This window comes from Nostoc sp. (genome assembly GCF_036919895.1).
Classification (GTDB): Bacteria; Cyanobacteriota; Cyanobacteriia; order Cyanobacteriales; family Nostocaceae; genus Nostoc.
Genome location: NZ_JBALBW010000043.1, coordinates 11323 through 29838, shown reverse-complemented (window position 1 = coordinate 29838; position 18516 = coordinate 11323). Strand labels below are relative to the sequence as shown.

16 protein-coding genes are annotated in these 18516 nt (G+C 41.2%); 10 read left to right on the top strand and 6 right to left on the bottom strand.

The genetic code is table 11. The features are described 5' to 3' along the window. Nucleotides 1-60 precede the first annotated feature (60 nt). Nucleotides 61-1086 carry an ATP-binding protein gene (locus V7K55_RS07965; RefSeq protein WP_334829917.1) on the bottom strand — a complete coding sequence of 342 codons (1026 nt, stop codon included), beginning with the start codon at nucleotides 1084-1086 and terminating at the stop codon, nucleotides 61-63. Nucleotides 1087-1314: 228 nt separating this feature from the next. Between V7K55_RS07965 and V7K55_RS07960 the strand changes: the two genes are divergently transcribed. After that, complete coding sequence (locus tag V7K55_RS07960) at nucleotides 1315-1857, top strand: hypothetical protein (protein WP_334829915.1); 543 nt, start codon at nucleotides 1315-1317, stop codon at nucleotides 1855-1857. A 147-nt stretch (nucleotides 1858-2004) separates the two neighbouring features. Here V7K55_RS07960 and V7K55_RS07955 read toward each other — a convergent pair whose 3' ends face one another. Both V7K55_RS07955 and V7K55_RS07950 read right to left on the bottom strand, forming a co-directional pair. After that, the gene (locus V7K55_RS07955; protein WP_334829913.1) at nucleotides 2005-3030 is read right to left on the bottom strand and encodes an ABC transporter permease; all 1026 of its coding nucleotides are present in this window, start codon (nucleotides 3028-3030) and stop codon (nucleotides 2005-2007) included. Between the two features lie 264 nt (nucleotides 3031-3294). Further along, entirely contained in the window at nucleotides 3295-4947 is a 1653-nt protein-coding gene (locus V7K55_RS07950) for an ABC transporter substrate-binding protein (protein WP_334829911.1), read from the bottom strand. A gap of 418 nt (nucleotides 4948-5365) precedes the next feature. On the opposite strand from V7K55_RS07950, the gene V7K55_RS07945 reads away from it, so the two are divergent. From V7K55_RS07945 to V7K55_RS07935, 3 genes are read left to right on the top strand one after another with little or no spacing between them, the layout of a single operon-like run. After that, nucleotides 5366-5584 (top strand): helix-turn-helix domain-containing protein, encoded by a 219-nt coding sequence (locus tag V7K55_RS07945; RefSeq protein ID WP_334829909.1) that lies wholly within the window; start codon nucleotides 5366-5368, stop codon nucleotides 5582-5584. 2 nt (nucleotides 5585-5586) lie between these two features. After that, complete coding sequence (locus tag V7K55_RS07940; protein ID WP_334829907.1) at nucleotides 5587-6222, top strand: hypothetical protein; 636 nt, start codon at nucleotides 5587-5589, stop codon at nucleotides 6220-6222. A gap of 56 nt (nucleotides 6223-6278) precedes the next feature. Continuing rightward, complete coding sequence (locus V7K55_RS07935) at nucleotides 6279-6581, top strand: hypothetical protein (protein WP_334829905.1); 303 nt, start codon at nucleotides 6279-6281, stop codon at nucleotides 6579-6581. A 40-nt stretch (nucleotides 6582-6621) separates the two neighbouring features. On the opposite strand, the gene V7K55_RS07930 is transcribed toward V7K55_RS07935, so the two are convergent. After that, nucleotides 6622-7497 carry a DNA adenine methylase gene (locus V7K55_RS07930; RefSeq protein WP_334829903.1) on the bottom strand — a complete coding sequence of 292 codons (876 nt, stop codon included), beginning with the start codon at nucleotides 7495-7497 and terminating at the stop codon, nucleotides 6622-6624. 294 nt (nucleotides 7498-7791) lie between these two features. On the opposite strand from V7K55_RS07930, the gene V7K55_RS07925 reads away from it, so the two are divergent. The 5 genes from V7K55_RS07925 to V7K55_RS07905 all read left to right on the top strand — a co-directional run bounded on the left by V7K55_RS07925 (nucleotide 7792) and on the right by V7K55_RS07905 (nucleotide 12771). After that, the gene (locus V7K55_RS07925) at nucleotides 7792-8118 is read left to right on the top strand and encodes a hypothetical protein (RefSeq protein ID WP_334829901.1); all 327 of its coding nucleotides are present in this window, start codon (nucleotides 7792-7794) and stop codon (nucleotides 8116-8118) included. A gap of 411 nt (nucleotides 8119-8529) precedes the next feature. Next, complete coding sequence (gene psbB / locus V7K55_RS07920; RefSeq protein WP_334829899.1) at nucleotides 8530-10059, top strand: photosystem II chlorophyll-binding protein CP47; 1530 nt, start codon at nucleotides 8530-8532, stop codon at nucleotides 10057-10059. A gap of 124 nt (nucleotides 10060-10183) precedes the next feature. After that, nucleotides 10184-10291, top strand: coding sequence for a photosystem II reaction center protein T (locus V7K55_RS07915; RefSeq protein WP_012409025.1), 108 nt, complete (start codon nucleotides 10184-10186; stop codon nucleotides 10289-10291). A gap of 294 nt (nucleotides 10292-10585) precedes the next feature. Further along, nucleotides 10586-11863 (top strand): 30S ribosomal protein S1, encoded by a 1278-nt coding sequence (locus V7K55_RS07910; protein ID WP_334829897.1) that lies wholly within the window; start codon nucleotides 10586-10588, stop codon nucleotides 11861-11863. Between the two features lie 173 nt (nucleotides 11864-12036). Further along, entirely contained in the window at nucleotides 12037-12771 is a 735-nt protein-coding gene (locus V7K55_RS07905) for an HAD family hydrolase (RefSeq protein WP_334829896.1), read from the top strand. Between the two features lie 135 nt (nucleotides 12772-12906). Here the strand turns inward: V7K55_RS07905 and V7K55_RS07900 are convergent, their stop codons facing one another. Continuing rightward, entirely contained in the window at nucleotides 12907-14292 is a 1386-nt protein-coding gene (locus tag V7K55_RS07900; RefSeq protein WP_334829895.1) for an AtzE family amidohydrolase, read from the bottom strand. Between the two features lie 382 nt (nucleotides 14293-14674). Further along, entirely contained in the window at nucleotides 14675-16057 is a 1383-nt protein-coding gene (locus tag V7K55_RS07895; RefSeq protein WP_334829893.1) for a cytochrome P450, read from the bottom strand. A gap of 186 nt (nucleotides 16058-16243) precedes the next feature. Between V7K55_RS07895 and V7K55_RS07890 the strand changes: the two genes are divergently transcribed. After that, complete coding sequence (locus V7K55_RS07890; RefSeq protein ID WP_334829891.1) at nucleotides 16244-18457, top strand: phosphoketolase; 2214 nt, start codon at nucleotides 16244-16246, stop codon at nucleotides 18455-18457. Nucleotides 18458-18516 lie beyond the last annotated feature (59 nt).

Below are 18516 nucleotides of genomic sequence, written 5' to 3'. Positions count from 1 at the left end.
ACGCTCGACAACGCAACCGCTAAGGTCAATCTTTGTTTCATCCGACTGATGCTCAAACGCCTAGCGATAAATTAGATACCAAATGGGTTCTATAATTAGTTGAATAATTTCCTCTTCTATAAAACTAACCTGAGTATTCATTAAACGATTGTGAATAAATCCACGGACTATATTTTCGTCCCAAGGATGGATAATTTCTTCAATGCAAACGCCTTGGAAGGGTGAAGGATTATCTCGACTATCAGGAAATAAAACGTCAAGGTGTTCGCTGGCTGTAATCACCAAGCGCAGAGGTGGGTTAGCTTGTCCGTCAGCTAAACCGCGCAGTTGTAGGCGCAAGTCTCTTGTAAAACCCTTCCAAGTCATTCGTTCTACTTCATCTAATAACAACAATAGTTGCTGTTGTTCTAAATTACGAATTAATTGCCTACCTCTCTGGACAGGGATATTAACTTGCTCGCAGAGTTTATCATAAAAGTCATCGTCGTTAAAAATTAGGCTTAAGTTAAGATAAATTGCTTTGCGGGGTTTGTTCAGCCGATGTTGTGCTTGATGGTAAATAGCTTTGAGTAGAGAAGACTTACCAATTTTTTTCTCTCCAATCAGTGCTACGCTACTGCCACTGTTGAGGGTTTCAAATATCCTTGTAATATCCCTTTCCCGACCGTAGAGTAGATGCTGGTCATTGATGATGTCATTGAGGGGAGTAAATGGGTTATCTGTGTAAGTCTGGACAGAATCAATCATCTTAAAATTTTGCGTTTCCAGCCATTGCAAATACTTATTTCTCAACCAAGCTAGAAACTTTATATCTTTGCTTTTACCATTTTTCTGATTAAGTTCCAGAAATATTTCGGGGTCTTGTTGGGGAGCAAATCGCTTGTTATATATTGTCCACATCTGCCTCCTCACAGTTTCTGCTATGTCGGGAAGTTGCTTATTTTCTAATGATTGGTCTGCAACCTGATTATTGCTGTTAACGGTATTCTCATCAGGAAACTTTGCCAAAAGAATCTCTTGTTCTTTATGGCTTAAACCATACTGACGACATACATCCATTACGAGAAAGGTTTGCCAAAAACTCATATTTTTGCCATTCTCCTCAACACCTTGGCAAGCTAATCTACACTTCTAGACTTTAACCAAACAGAATTTAAATATACCATTTTCCGGATATCTAAAAATGCGGAATAATTTTTCCGGTAATTTTTTTGTTACCCGGAAAGGCTTTTCTGGGACTTTATTCCAAGTAAAATATATGCTGTTGTCAATGGGTACTTATTAATAAAACTGATTTTAAGGAGGTAAATTACTATGAGAGTTTCAACCGACAACGTAATTGTGCCATTGACAGTGGCTATCATAAGCTCGATTGGCGTTTTAGGTGCTGCTTGGATTGCGGTAAACGGAAAGACTAATCCTGAAGCTCATATTTCTCCTACTCTTGATTCAGAATGCAATCAAACTTCTGCTATTAAAGTATGCGTTTCTCATCTCACTGTACAGATTAATAGTAACGAACCTCAGCAAATTAAAAATCGCGATCGCATACCTCTAAAAGCTGGAGATACTCTAAGATTATCAAATATTAGCTATTGCCTACCATCTCAAGCTCTAGTGAATCGAGTAAAAGTAAAAGCGTATCTGTTTAAGAATGCGTTTGAAAGTTATGAAAATGGTCTTTTCACTTATAGTAACTTCCCAATTAATTCTGGTTGTCATAATATTGGGAACTTCCAAAAAACTTGGAAGCTGGAACCAGGACAGCACGAAGTCATCATACCTATTGTTAAGGATATTGGAAGCAACAGAATTGTTGATACGAGTTTCTATTTCATCTTGGATGTTGGGCAGTAATTTCAGTTGCGTGTACACACAAATCATCGAATTAACCAAAACAAAAGCCTCACCCTGTCCTAACGGACATCCCTCTCCTTAATAAGGAGAGGGACAGGTTTTGCGTAGCATAACCAGGGTGAGGTTTTTGATTACTGAATCGATGCTCTAATATCGAATTCGTGGATCTACATAAGCATTTAAAATATCAATCAAAATACTAGCACTCACAACGATCGCACCAAAAAAGACTAGCACTCCCTGGACTGTGGGATAATCGCGATCTGCGATCGCTTGATACAGTCGATTAGCTAACCCAGGCCAAGAAAATGTCACTTCTGTCAAAATTGCCCCACCTAACAGAGAAGCAAAAGTTAACCCCAACACTGTAATTACTGGGATTAGAGCATTCTTTAAGGCATGGGAGACTAAAATCTTATTTTCACCAATACCTCTAGCTCTAGCGGCTTCTACATAATCTGCTTTCAACGTTTGCTTTAAATTCACTCGCACAATTCGCTCAAAAATCCCACTCAGCAAAATTCCCAAAGTGAGACTCGGTAGGGCAAGATGGTGCAAAGATGCGAAAAACTGGGTGAGATTTCCACCGAGTAAGCTATCAATTGTATACAATCCAGTCACAGTAGTGGGAGCCGGAAGATTAGGCGGAAAGCGGTTGGAATTGGGAAACCAACCAAGTTGGACTGAGAAAACTAACTGCAAAAGCATTCCCGCCCAAAACATGGGGAGTGCGTAGGTGATAATCCCAAACAAGCGCCCACCAACATCAAAATATGTCCCAGGACGAGAAGCTGAAAGAGTCCCAACCGCAATTCCAACGATGAGTGCAACCGCCATACTACATACTGCTAACTCCACCGTTGCCGGGAAATATTGCCCAATTATGTCCCAAACATTCTGTCCGCGACTCATTAAAGATGTTCCCAAATCAAAGCGCAGTATGCTTCCCAAATAATTTAGGTACTGTAGCCACAGGGGAAAGTTTAAACCTAGTTGTTTTCGCAATTCTTCTTTAGCAGCTTCTGGCGCACGTCCACCAAGAATTGCATCTGCGGGATCTCCTGGTGTTGCTCTTAGTAAGAGAAATACAATGGTGATAATTGTTAATAGCTGAAGTGGTGCGAGAAGCAACCGAGAAACAATGTAATATTGTAAAGCTTTAGAACGAGACATAAGTAATTAAAAATTTAATTTTTGAAAGCATCTTGTCTATTGACTGGATACTAAACATATTTAATTCATAGCCAATAATCAATGACTTATAAAACCTCTTTATTCTCTCTGCGCTACGCCAGTTGCTACAACGGGGGGAACCCCCGCAACGCACTGGCTTCTCTGCGTCTCTGGGGTTAAAAGGTAATTCAATTAACCACAGAGGCGCAGAGAACACAGAGGTAAGAAGTTAAAGAGTAATTTCTTATCCCCTTGACTTTTTAACTACTTTTTAATTGTTTGGTAAACCAGAATTTGGGTCGGGTTAAGTTGTACGCTGGTTACACCTTTTTGGGCAAATACATAGTCTTTGCTTTGCCATAAAGGAACGTAAGGTACATCAGCAGTTTCTTGCTTTTGAATTTCTGCAAAAATTTTCTGACGCGCTTCAGGATTTAGTTCTTTGCGTTGCTGATCGATCAGTTTATTCATCGCTTCGCTATAGTAGAACGAACCCTGACTTTGACTACCTCCATCTTCACATCCTTTAGCAACAGAACCTTTATCACAAGACAAAAACGGCTGGACGTAATTATCTGGATCTAAAAAGTCTGGATACCAATCAAGTAAAGCTCCTGGATATAGTCCTTTGGCAATGTCTTTAAAAAAGGCTGGCCCTTCCGCAGGGGTAACTTCAAATTGCAGAATTCCATCCATCTTGGCATCAACAAGAGATTTAAGTGTCTGTGCTGCCAAACTCCGAGTAGGCGAACTAGAAGGATACCAAATTTGGACTTTTGCAGGATTTTCTTTAGAGAAACCAGCAGTAGTTAACAATTTTTTCGCTTTATCAAAGTTAGCATCGCCATAAGCATCTTTGAATAATGGCAAAGAAACATTCAATGTCGTGGGAATCATGCTATAAAGCGGATCTGCTTGACCAAGTAATGCCCGCTCATTTAAAAGTGGACGGTCAATGATTGACGCGATCGCTTGTCTAACCTCTAATTTATCTAAGGGCTTTTGATTTCGGTTCAATACCAGATAACTTACTACACTACCTTCAGCTGCGATCGCTTGCCAATCCCCTTTTTTACCACCTTCTTCCAAGCTCCGATTTTGATCTGGCTGTAGCGACAGATAAGCTACATCCACCGCGCCTGTACGGAAAGCATTAAACAAGTTAACCGGACTAGTTTGAATTTGGAGGTTAACACCCTTGTTAGCGGGTTTTTCTCCCCAATATTTATCAAACGGATCAAATCTGATTGAATCAGTACCATACTGCGCTAACTTGTAAGGGCCAGTTCCCACAAAGATATTCGGCTTAAATTTCCCAGCACCGAGTTCGTAAGCTTTTGGCGAAACCGCACACACTCCAGGAAACGCCAGCAGTGAGGGAAAGGCTGCAAAGGGCTTTTTCAGTTTAATGGTTAACTCATACTCGCTTGTAGTTTTTACCGAATCTACTATATCACCTAGTAAGAATGAAGGTTTTCCTTTATTTTGAATAAAGCGGTTGATGGTAAACGCCATTCCTTGGGCGTTAAAGGGAGTCCCATCGTGAAAAACCACTCCCTGACGTAAGGGGATGGTATAAGTTAAAGCATCTTGACTGACTTTAGGTAATGCTGTCGCAAGTTGGGGCTTAATTTCTGTGCTTCCTGGTTCGTAGGTGTAAAGGCGATCGCTCATATTAAACACCAAACCCAACGATGCTAACTCATAAGCATCAGCTGGATCGAGAGTTCTCGGCTTTGCTGTTGTACCTATAGTAATCCGACCATCACCTGTAGGGCTATTTACAGAACCCGATGGTGGCGTAGTTGACTGTGGACGAGGAGCGCAACTAACAACTAAAAATAAACATAAAGAGAACAAAGATAGGAATTGTGTAATCCGACCCCACCGTTTTACGGACAAGGAAAACCAGGTCATACAGTTAAATTTTATGTAATGAGAAGTCAGTGATTGTACTATATATTCGCTAGTTTTATAGAAAATTTTACAATTACTTACTAATGTACATACTTTTTATGGAGGATTTTGATCGAATAGATAGATTATAGGACTTACGCATTGACAGAAAAGCCAAAATAACAGGTAGAGTTTTCAAGGCTGATAGCTAGATTTTTCAATGAGATTTTAGCGATCGCACTCAATCAAAGGTGATTCATAAAAGCCTGAAACAACGTATTTAGGTTGATTCACACAATAGTTATTTTGTACAGTGCGTAAGTCCTAGATTATGTGTATTTAGGATGATTAAGTAAAAATACTGCAATGCTAACTATAGTATGTAGAAATTTAGTATGCATAAGTTTACTACTATTTCTAGTTGTCTTAGCAAAATTCTATGAGAGCTGAGATACTTGATAAATTCGGAAAACGAGTCAGAGATGAAAGATTGCAGAGAGGACTATCCCAAGAGGAATTAGCCGAAAAAGCAGAACTTCATCGGACATATATAGGAATGATTGAAAGAGGCGAAAAAAACATCACTCTTATCAATATTCAAAAAATAGCCAAAGCCCTGGTTATAACTGTAGATGAATTATTAAAAGGTATTACTTAAAAGTGCTTAAAGAACAACAAGAAGAAAAATGGATAAATGATATTCGGAAGTATTGTCAGTCATTAAATATATCAATTAATGATTTATACAAAATTGTAACTGATTTAAAAGTTTCTCCAATGATTCGTGGGAAAGCATTTGAGTTTTCTACATACGCTAGATTAAAGCAACTTTTGCCTGGGGAAAAATGGATGGTAACAAAGCCTATGATGAATGCACAGACTGGAACACATGATATTGATATAAAATTGGAACATAAAGACACGCGGAAAATAATATCTATTGAGTGTAAGTTAGCTAAAAAAGGAGATTTTAAAGTACTCAAACAGAATAAAAGTGGTCTTGATCAGAAAGGTGATTATTTGATACCTGTTAAGTGTATGCGTTCACGAACTACTAAGAGTAATGATAAAGCCTTAGCAGCAGCAAACAAATTCAATGTTTCTCTTGATGCTTTTATTACACATAGTGACCAATATCGTACATCTAGTTTTCATGTTGTTGCTACTTCTATTGGCAATGCTTTTTATGAAACAGGTGAAGATGAAGAGGCAAATATAGCGGTTCTCAGTCAAGTGAAGTACAAGAACCCCACCCCCAACCCCCTCCCCGCAAGCGATGAGGGGACTATGATGTAACTCATGTGATTAGGAAAGGCTATATATCATATAGATTTAATCCTACTCAGGAAGGAATGGAATTTATAAAAAAGCTAAATCCTCCTAATCTTACCGAAGCATTTATACAAGAATTTGTTTATAACAAAGTTTATCTTGCTAGTTCTTTTGATATAGCTGTATCACACGAAACAGGGATTATTTGTGGAAGAAAAAAGTGCCTAGATAAGTCTAATTGTGGTTTTATACCTAACTATCCAATTATTAATTTTGGCAATGTTCAAAATTTAGAATCAACAGAAGTTCCATATCCAAAAAATAAATGGATAGAAATAGAAAAATGCGAAGCTTTCTTCGATGAATTACTTCTAAAACTTTAGAATATTATCTAATTTATATTGATTATTTCGATAAAATCATTCAAACTTTTAAAACTAACTGTTCAGAATTTTGAAAAGTAGAGTCAAGAGAAGAGTAGTTTAATATAAAAATTTCTTTCCCCTTGTATCGTTCACCTTTAAAATTATCTTGTTTACTTTTTCCATTTTTTTGATCGTCGGTTCTATTAATTGTATAATTCCATTCTTTGTCGTGTATTTCTAATGCCCATTCATATAGGTTTCTAATTTCTTCGCTATTATCGTAAGTTATAAGAAATTTTATCCTCTCCTTATGCCTGTTTAATATTTGGCATAGCCTTAAATGATCGTCTTTAGAAAATGAATGAGCATAAAACTTATCTTGATCCGCATTGAAATAAGGAGGATCAATAAATAAAAAAGATCCATTAGGTACAGATTCGATAACTTGTTCAAAGTCGAGATTAGTAATTTGAACTTTTTGAAGTTTCTCAGAAGTCCGACGGATGTTTCTGGGCCAATTCTCTGGACGCATACTGTATTTTTCACCATATCCCCAATAACAGTTTTGATGCTTCATAATTCCAGAGTAGGAGGTTCTATTAAGGTAAAACCATCTACCAGCTTGTTCTAATTTATTTTTTGGGATAAATTCATTCTTGTAATATGTATGTTTTTCTTTAGTAGCGGATTCACCCTCTAAAAATTTTATTAATTCTTCTGGTTGATCTCGAATTATTAATAACGTATTGATTAATAATTCATCAATATCATTGAGCCAATTGATATTTACTTTATCTTTTACAAAAAAAATAGACCCACCTCCAGCAAAGGGCTCAGCATAATAGGAGTGAGAAGGAATATGATTAAGAATCAAATTGCGAGCATAAAATTTGCCGCCAGGATATCTGAATGGTGAATTTATACGCTTGTTCATAGTTACCTAAAGTATTCATGAAATTATGTTTGGTATTTGCTAACCAAAGCACACATAAGATTTATTTGTAAACTTGACAATAAAACAAAACAATTGGACTTATGATTAAATATACGATTTCGTTGTTTTTTGTACTGAGCTACATGAGAATAAAGAAGTATTTCTTTTATTAGAACTTGAGTAACAATAATTTAAATAAGCTTGAATTTAAATTATCATTAGTTATACATATTTAACAAATAATATACGATATCGTAAACAGCAGATTGAAAGTTTAATAGTGAGACTAAGAGCGTGAAGTATTTCTTTCTATCTGAAGGATGGACAGTTGCTAGAGTCTGGGCATCTGATGGACTTTGGCAAGTAACCGCATGGCGACGACAACCAGATATTCAGCGAATGAATATTTGTTTAGTGGAAGAAAACGAATTGCTATGGCTTTATCGAGTTGAAGAAGCCATTTTAACCGTTGAGGTGAAGCCGACAATATCAGTCACAGCCGGTACTACCATAGGTCAAGTAGTACTCAAGCGTCTGATGAGTGCTGAACAGGTAATTGAACGTTTAAACACAGCTGAGGCAAAGTGTCAACTGCAAAATATCCAGTTGGTGGTTCAATAGGATAGGCATGGGGCAGAGGGGAAATACTTAAATGCTATTTCTCCTCTGTCTCTCATAAAGAAAAGATAAGTAAATTTAATCCCCAACAGGGATTGGTAGCGAAAAAACTTTGTGATGCTACGCGATCGCATCAATTTACACGCTTGCAAACAATTCCATCAATAGTTACACTTTTTAAAACATTCTCATTTTTTGCTTGGTGGTGGCTACCCTACAAGGTAAACCTCCCGAAGCGAGTAAGCATTGCCAAAGCGCCCACACCGTCTGACTTATAAGACTAACTGTGGTAGTACTCTGGCTCTGGCAATAACAAAAAACAAGAGAGAGTTTTCTGAGTGGCGAATTTCGTTTCTTAGAATCTCAGTAAGAAAATTGCTTTGTAAACTAACTCATCGAGGAGGAGCGTAGTCGATGGGACTACCCTGGTACCGAGTACATACAGTCGTTCTGAATGATCCAGGACGGCTAATTTCTGTACACTTAATGCACACAGCCTTAGTAGCAGGCTGGGCTGGTTCGATGGCACTCTACGAACTAGCTGTTTTTGACCCTAGCGATCCAGTTCTCAACCCAATGTGGCGACAAGGGATGTTCGTTCTTCCCTTCATGTCACGTTTGGGCGTTACTCAATCTTGGGGTGGTTGGAACGTTACTGGTGGCCCTGCATCAGATCCTGGCTTCTGGTCATTTGAAGGCGTTGCTGCGGCTCACATTGTTCTTTCCGGGCTTTTATTCCTAGCTGCCGTATGGCACTGGGTTTACTGGGATTTGGAACTGTTTAGAGATCCCCGCACTGGTGAACCTGCTCTCGACTTGCCAAAAATGTTTGGCATTCACCTGTTCTTATCTGGTTTACTTTGTTTTGGCTTTGGTGCTTTTCACGTCACCGGACTATTTGGGCCGGGGATATGGGTTTCTGATGCTTATGGGATAACTGGGGCAGCCCAGGGAGTAGCACCAGAATGGGGCCCTGATGGTTTTAACCCATATAACCCTGGTGGCATTGCGGCTCACCACATTGCTGCTGGTGTTGTTGGTATTATTGCAGGCTTATTCCACCTCACAGTTAGACCCCCCGAACGGCTCTACAAAGCCCTACGGATGGGGAACATTGAAACAGTACTTTCTAGCAGTATCGCAGCAGTTTTCTTTGCTGCTTTCGTTGTTGCAGGTACTATGTGGTACGGTAATGCCGCCACTCCCATCGAATTGTTTGGCCCTACCCGCTATCAATGGGATCAAAGCTACTTCCGTCAAGAAATTCAGCGCCGCGCCCAAACTAGCGTTGCTCAAGGTGAAACCCTCGATCAAGCTTGGTCGCAGATTCCCGAAAAACTGGCTTTCTATGATTACGTCGGTAATAGCCCCGCTAAAGGCGGTCTATTCCGTACAGGGCCGATGGTGAAGGGTGATGGTATTGCCCAATCTTGGCAAGGTCACGCCGTATTCAAAGATTCTGAAGGACGAGAATTGACCGTGCGTCGTCTCCCCAACTTCTTTGAAACCTTCCCAGTAATTTTGAGCGATGCAGATGGAATTATCCGCGCTGACATTCCCTTCCGTCGAGCAGAATCTAAGTATAGCTTCGAGCAAACTGGTGTAACCGTTAGTTTCTACGGTGGCAATCTGAATGGTAAAACCTTTACAGAACCAGCTGATGTGAAGAAGTATGCCCGTAAAGCTCAAGGCGGTGAAATCTTTGAATTTGACCGGGAAACCTTGAACTCTGATGGTGTATTCCGCACCAGTCCTAGAGGTTGGTTTACCTTTGGACACGCTGTATTTGCTCTGCTGTTCTTCTTTGGTCATCTCTGGCATGGCTCTCGGACAATCTACCGAGACGTATTTGCTGGTGTTGATGCGGATCTAGAAGAACAAGTTGAGTGGGGGCTGTTCCAGAAAGTGGGTGACAAATCAACCCGCCGGAAAGAAGCCCTTTAAAGGACTGGAGACTAGGGACTGGGGATTGGGGACTAGGAAAAAGGAAAAAGTTTTCCCAATCCCTAATACCCAGTACCCAATCCCTAATTCCTCATTACTAGCTGGATAAGCAGGAACTAATAATATGGAAAGCGTTGCTTACATCTTGATTTTTACTCTGTGTATAGGTACTATCTTTTTTGCGATCGCATTTCGCGAACCCCCTCGCTTTGAGAAACCAAAAGATAAGTAGAGCCTATTACCAGACTTTTAAACAGATTCAATCTTAGTATCCGTTGCTACGATGCGTCGTAGCAACGGATATTATTATGTTTGTCCTTTGTTGGTTTTAACTACTAAGTAAATAACCAATCATTTTTATATTGTGATATAATTTCCAATCTTGGGAGTAGATATGTGTTAATACTAGCTTTTCTACGCTAGGATGAAAAAGGATGTTTTGTGTAAGCTGCCATAGAACTGCTTACATAGTACATTACGCCTGTCACACAACCTTTACGGAGACTAGAACCAGGAACAAATCAGCATGGTCAATCAGAATTTAACCGCTACAGAAATTGGATTCACTCACGAAGATTTCGCTGCTCTACTTGACAAATACGATTATCATTTTAGCCCTGGTGATGTTGTGCCAGGAACCGTCTTCAGTATAGAGCCGCGCGGCGCTCTGATTGACATTGGTGCTAAAACCGCAGCATATATACCTATACAAGAAATGTCTATTAACCGGGTCGATGCCCCGGAAGAAGTCTTACAGTCAAACGAAACGCGAGAATTTTTCATCCTTACCGATGAAAATGAAGATGGGCAATTAACCCTTTCCATTCGCCGGATTGAATATATGCGGGCTTGGGAGCGCGTGCGACAGCTGCAAGCAGAAGATGCCACTGTTCGTTCTGGCGTGTTTGCAACTAATCGCGGTGGTGCATTGGTGCGGATTGAAGGATTACGTGGCTTTATCCCTGGTTCTCATATCAGTACTCGCAAACCTAAAGAAGAATTGGTAGGCGAAGATTTGCCATTGAAATTCCTAGAGGTAGATGAAGAACGTAACCGCTTAGTTCTATCTCATCGTCGGGCGCTGGTTGAGCGGAAGATGAACCGCCTAGAAGTCGGCGAAGTAGTAATAGGTACTGTTCGTGGCATCAAACCCTACGGTGCTTTCATTGACATCGGCGGCGTGAGTGGTCTACTACACATTTCTGAGATTTCCCACGAACATATTGATACACCTCATAGTGTGTTCAATGTCAATGATGAAGTGAAAGTTATGATCATTGACTTGGATGCAGAAAGGGGTCGCATTTCCCTATCTACCAAGCAACTAGAACCCGAACCCGGCGACATGATTAAAAACCGGGATTTGGTTTATGATAAGGCGGAAGAGATGGCTGCTAAGTATCGCGAACAACTGCTAGCCAAGCAACAAGGTGCTACTGCTGCGCCTGCTGCACCTGCGGATGCTGTAGCAGAAGAAGATATTCCACCAGCAACAGAAATTGAAGATGATATTCCAGCCGCAGCAGAAATTGAGGAAGTAACTCCTGTAGTTGCGGAAATTCAAGAAGAGATTTCAGCAGTCACGGAAACTAAAGAAGAAATTCCCGCAGCTACGGAAACTGAAGAGGAGATTACCGCAGCTACGGAAACTGAAGAAGAGATTACAGCAGCCACGGAAACTAAAGAAGAGATTACAGCAGCCACGGAAACTAAAGAGGAAATTACCGCAGCTACGGAAACTGAAGAAGAAATTCCCGCAGCCACGGAAACTAAAGAGGAAATTACCGCAGCTATTGAAGAATAATACATTTTATAGTTTTACTTGTTTTTAAGTAAGAGTATTAAATCATTGTATAAAGAGGGTTTTCCCCTCTTTTTTTATGTGGAAATTGGGAAGAGATGCGAAAAATCTTTGTCTGTACAAGGGTTAGCAATAAAAACTCATAATTATTAATTAACTAAGTGGGGTGAAATATTGTGGTGACTATTAAATGTAGAAATATCACTTTTGATAATATCCAGGCAATTTTGTTTGATAAAAACGGTACTTTAGAAGATTCTGAAACTTATTTGCGATCGCTAGCACAAAAGGCAACAAGATTAATAGATGCCCAAATCCCTGGAACTGGAGAACCCCTGTTAATGGCGTTTGGCATCAATGGCAATCTTTTAGATCCGGCAGGTTTGATATCAGTAGCGAGTCGCCGCGAGACAGAAGTTGCGGCTGCTGCATATATTGCCGAAACGGGAAAAGGATGGTTTGAGTCCTTAAAAATAGCCCGTCAAGCTTTGGATGAAGCGGAGAAATATATCGAACAAACTCCTTCACCGCTATTTGTAGGTAGCTTAGAATTGTTGGAATATTTATGGAAAGCAGGGTTGAAACTCGGTATCCTCTCAGCTGCAACAACCGATGAAGTAAATAAGTTTGTAGCGCATCACCAATTAAGTGATTATATCCAGTTGGAAATGGGAGTAGATGAGGGGCCGAGTAAACCAGATCCAGTGCTATTTTTGCAAGCTTGCCAAGCTTTGGGAGTTGAACCGGGCGCTACCTTGATGGTGGGTGATGCAGTTGGTGATATGCAAATGGCACGTAATGCTAAAGCCGCAGGTTGTATTGGTATCACTTGGGTGGGTAAGTCAGATAATGTCCGAGGTGCGGATGTGGTGATTAATCAACTTGATGAAATCCAGATTTTAAAATATTAGCAACCTTGGCTAATTTATAAGTCAATACGGTTCAGTTAAGCCTTTTTTTCTTTCTTCTCTCTGCGTCCTTTGCGGTGATGCCTCCGGCACGCTCCGCGAACGTTAAAAAAATAACTTTGGTAAGGTTTAACATAGCTACACTACTGGGGCTGAAATTACACCCTTTATTTCTAACGCAGCTGCAACTCGTAAAATCAAAGCTTCATTATATGGTGCTGCGATTAATTGCACGCCCAATGGTAAAGCATTTAGACGCTGAATTGGTATTGATAAAACGGGTAAACCAATAAAAGATAATGGTTGAGTAAATAGCCCTAAATGAGGACGGATAAGAATTTCTTCACCATCCAAAATCATAGTTTGTTGGCCAATTAGCGGTGCAGAAATTGGTGTAGTCGGGGCAAGAATCACATCCACATTTTGAAACACTTCTCGAATGCGATCGCGATACCATCTTCTAAACCTTTGTGCTTGAAGATACCAGCTACTAGGAATTAACGCCCCAGCTAAAAAGCGATCGCGTGTTGCTGGATCAAAATCTTGGGGACGCGATCGCAAATTTTCCAAATGTAGAGTTGCGCCCTCGCTGGCTGTAATCACAAAAGCTGCTGCACGGGCGCGGTGTGCTTCTGGGATTGTCATATGTTCACTGACATTTAGAGCATCAGCGACTTTTTGCACTGCTGCTAAAGCTTCTAGTTCTGCACCTTGGGTAAAATAATCGGTTGCAATAGCAATTCTAATATCAGAAATATCTTGCTTAAGTTGTGGTAAAACCAATTCAGGCAGACGTTTTGTACAGATTGGATCGCGATCGTCTTCTCCCTGAAGCACATCAAACACTGTCGCAATATCCTGCACCGAACGCGCAAAAGGGCCAATGTGGTCAAAACTGCTAGAAAATAAAGCTACCCCAGCCCTAGATAACCTTCCATAAGTTGGCTTAAAACCAAAAACGCCACATAACGCCGCCGGAACCCGAATTGAACCATTAGTATCTGAACCCAGCGTCAGAGGCACTAACCCAGCAGCAACAGCCGCCGCCGAACCACCTGATGAACCACCAGCAACTCGCTGTAAATCATGGGGGTTGTGAGTAGCACCGTAATGGAAATTTTCCGTCACGAATCCATAAGCGTACTCATCCATATTCAAAGCGCCAACTAGCACAGCACCAGCTTGTTTCAGCTTGGCTACTGCGGTTGCATCTTGGGTAGCTATTGGTTTCTCTGCATTAATTTTCGATCCCGCTAGAGTCGTTAAACCAGCGATATCAAAAAGATTTTTCACCGCAAAAGGTACACCCGCAAGGGTTCCCGGATTATTACCTTGGGCAATTTCCTCATCAATGCGTGCTGCATCTGCTAAAGCCGCCTCAGCAGTCACAGCCGTAAAACAGTTAAGTTGATTATTCCGTGCTGCTATTCGTGCTAATGCAGTTTTAGTAACTTCCACAGCGCTAGCTTTACCTTGGCGTACAGCAGTTGATATTGTTATGGCATCGGCTGAATCAAAATTCATGCTCAAATATTCAGATATAGGGCAATACGCTTAGGTTAAACATCTCCTTCTTCTCTCTGCGTTCTCTGCGCCTCTGCGGTAATGCCTCCGGCACGCTCCGCGAACGTTAAAAACTTGACTTTGGTAACAGAGTTTTAACCTTAACCCAAGCGTATTGAGATATAGGGCATTTAGCTTAGAGAACTCCAACTGCAATGCCAATGCATCGATTTGTTATGCCAATGCATCGACTTGTTATGCCAATACATCGACTGTTATGCCAATACATCGACCTGTTGTGCCAATGCATCGACCTGTTATGCCAATACATCGACTTGTTATGCAATAATTTTGCGATCGCACTCTAATTTACATCCCTTTACCTCAATCAACCTCCGCAGCATCAAACAGTGGTTGTCTGGAGAACGGGCGACTTCACCTGACGTTGACTTTTGATAATCATTTGGATAGGACGATCTGGCCCTGTCACCAAACCACGGCGTTTAGGTCGAACTTCACCATTGTCAACTAGTTCTAATTCCAGGCTAGAAAGGATTTTGGCAAGTGCTAGCTTCATTTCTAATTGGGCAAAGGCTAGACCGATACAACGCCTTGCACCACCGCCAAAGGGTAAGTATTCATAAGGGGAAAATTGCCGTTCTAAAAAGCGTTCTGGCTTAAACTGCTTAGGTTCTGGATAAATATCTTCCCGTTGGTGGGTCAGATAAATAGAACCAAGTAGGACTGTACCCGGTTCTAGTTCGTAACCGCCCAGCGATATCGGGGTTCTAACTCTTCTGGGAAAAGTTAGCATACCTACTGGGTAAATCCGCAATGTCTCGGAACAAACAGCGTTGAGATAGGGTAGCTTGAAAACGGTCCCGGGATCTGGGTTATCGCCCAAGCTATCTAATTCTTGCAGTAGCTTTTGGCGCACTGATGGTATTTTGTGAATCCAGTATAATGCCCATGCTAAGGCTGTCGCGGTGGTTTCATGACCGGCGAATAACAGAGTCATCAACTCATCGCGCAATTCTTCATCAGTCATGGGTTGACCGGCTTCATTTGTAGCAGCCATGAGTAAGCTAAGAATATCTGTGCGTGATGCATCTGGTTGTTCTCGACGTTCCCGAATTTCCTCGTAGATAAGTTCGTCAGCTTCTTGCTGAAGGCTCATCTGGTTTCCCCAAAACTTAATTGGCCCAAAATCCCTTTGTAAAGCTGGAAAATAAAGCAAAGCTACACTTAAGCGAGAACTGGCCTTTTCTAAAAGATTGCTCAAAAATTTCTGTAGTTTTTCGGCGCGAGGCCCTTCATGTAGCCCAAACACAGCTTGCATAATCACCCGCAGGGTAATAGCTTGGGTTGCAGACCGAATATTAAAGGGTTTACCTATCTGGTATTGGCTGATAACTTGCTTGGTGACATCGGTAATCACCTGACTATAATTCCGCATTCTTTCGCCGTGAAAGGGAGGCATTAACAACTGGCGTTGACGCTGGTGTTCTGCGCCGCTGATGCTAATCACAGAATGCTTACCCAGCAAAGGTTCAAATACCTTATTCAGATCGCCAGGGGCTTCTAATTCCTTGGTATCAGTTGTCAAAATTTGCTGTTGCGCTAAGGGATTGCTGACAATCACCAAAGGAGGAAGATTTTTGTCTAATCGGAGAGTAAAAATCTCGCCATAGCTTTTAGCACAATCCTCCATAAATGACATCGGATTAACAATCCAGCGCAGCATCTGTAAAACTGCTGGAGTTTGAGGGCCGTTTGGGAATTTCATAATTTTTTTTCCTACTGAATATTTTTTGCTACTTCAACTAACTGAAATTTTGATTACTCAACCATTTAAAGTACTTATTCTAGCGTTCCAAAAAAGCAATAAACTGTTACAACCTCGAAGATGTAAAATTTTGGTTAAATTCAACGAGCATCTACAGTTTCACTTAATCGTTAAAAGGTACTCAGCATGACTGCAATCTCCGCAAAGGCATCTTCAGCGCTTCCCAATTTTTCTGAAGGGATTCAATATTTTGGTGAAGCACTACCAGATTTTGAAACTTATGGTGCAACACCTGCTATAGAGTCGGGCAAAATCGCGATCGCATCACCTACAGATAAAACAGCTGTATATCAAACTTTACTAGCTGCTGATGCCTTACGCTACCTGACTTTGCAAGTTACTGCTAGTAAGGCTTCTGGGCATCCCGGCGGATTCGCCAGTCAAGCAGAAGCTTACGCATCTCTTGTCATGCTGGGATACAAGAACATTATTACCGAAGTCGGACACCACGCCCCCGGATTTTATAGTGCCATGTTCTTGGATCGTTCGCTAGAGGACATGGGAATTTTTACAGTCCAACAATTGCGCGATCGCTTCCGAGAAAAGCATGGACTTTTAGGACACCTTTCTGGTTTCATTCCCGGTATTCTCGCACCTGCGGGGCCTTTGGGACAAGGGCAACACTTTGCAATGGCGGCTGCATTATTACATAAAGATAAGCTGTTCCCCTTTACAGTTGGGGATGGTGGATTGGGTGAACCATATATTGTCAGTGCGATCGCACATTTCCATACTGCTTATCCTGCTGTCACCAACTTCTTACCAGTGTTGGTGTGGAACGGTTACAGCCAAGAACATCACAGCATGGTTTCTTTGAAAACCAACGAACAGATGCAAGCATATTGGCAAGGTAACGGTTTTGATGAAGTCGTATTAGTTGATGCCAAAGACTTTGACGATCAAAATCAACCAGGGGATTACGTTGATAGTACCGCCTTTTCCTTCGAGAAACGCCTAGCATTTACTGAAGCAGTACTTTCCGGTGTAGATAAAGCAGCGCGATCGGCATTGGGTGGTAAACTTACAGTCTTTATTATTAAACAACTCAAAGGTGCAGGAGTTCACGCGCGGGGAGCAAAATCTCACAATTTGTATCCTAAAGATACGTTGGATGCGCCACATATAATCAGTGCATTGCAAACCCGTGCTTTATCTGCGGAAGCTTGGCAATTAGTCAGAACAAATGCCGAACGCGCCGGTGGTGGCCCAGCAGCAAAAACTGTAGTAACAGAATTTGAATTCCCATTAGCAGAACTAGGCGAATTACCTTTAGAAGAATATGCAGTTGGCGGCGAACCAAAAGTTTCCACAACCGCAATGGGACGATTAGTAGGAATAGTTGGAAATAAAGATAAAAATTTCCTTGTCACCAACGCCGACGGTAACGAAGCATCAGGAATTGCCAACATTAACCAAGCATTAAAGATTATCCATCCCACAACCGACGATTTATATTTCCAAGCACCAAATGGACAAGTTTATGAACCATTGAGTGAAGATGCTTGTGCCGGTTTAGCTGCGGGTTTAGCGTTAATGGGTGCGAGAACTTTGTGGTGTTCTTACGAATCTTTTGCCATCAACGGATTACCAATTTGGCAAACTGTAACCCAATCAATGGCAGAATTGCGCCGTCAAACTCCTTCGACTATTACTTTATTCACAGCAGGCGCATTAGAGCAAGGGCGCAACGGTTGGACTCACCAACGTCCCGAAATTGAAGCTTACTTTGCTTCATTGATGCGAAATGGAAATGTTTTCCCATTATTTCCGCCTGATGCTAATAGTATTCAAGCTTGTTATGATTGGGCGTTGAAAACTAAAAATAAGGGAATTGTAATTACAGCAAGTAAAACGCCGTTACCAATTCGCACCACTTTAGAACAAACTCGTCAAGGGTTGCGCGATGGTGCAGTGTTATTACATGAAATCGCTGGTGATAAACAAGTTGTATTTGCTGTGATTGGCGATTTAACATTAATGCCAGTATTTGAAGCTGCGGCTTTTTTAGAAACTGAAGGTATTGGTGTGAAGATAGTTTCTATCATCAATCCTCGGCAATTGTATCGTAGCCATGATACTGCGTGGGATACCTGTTCTGAACCCGAAGGCGGTTTCTTGGATGATGCCAAATTTGCCGAATTATTTGATGGCGATGCGTTAATTGCTGTTACTGGTGGTGCGGCGGCGATGCTAGAACCGATTCTGTTGCGGAGTACAGCCAAACGCGACACCTTCGCTTGGAAGCGTGGAGAGACTACAGCCAGTGCTGGTGAGTTGATGGCGTTTAATGGATTGACTGCTGAAGCATTGACGAAACGTGCGATCGCATTAGTGCATTAAGCAATGTAAATAATTAAACTTTACAATTGTCTATTGACGCAGATACACACTAAGAAGTT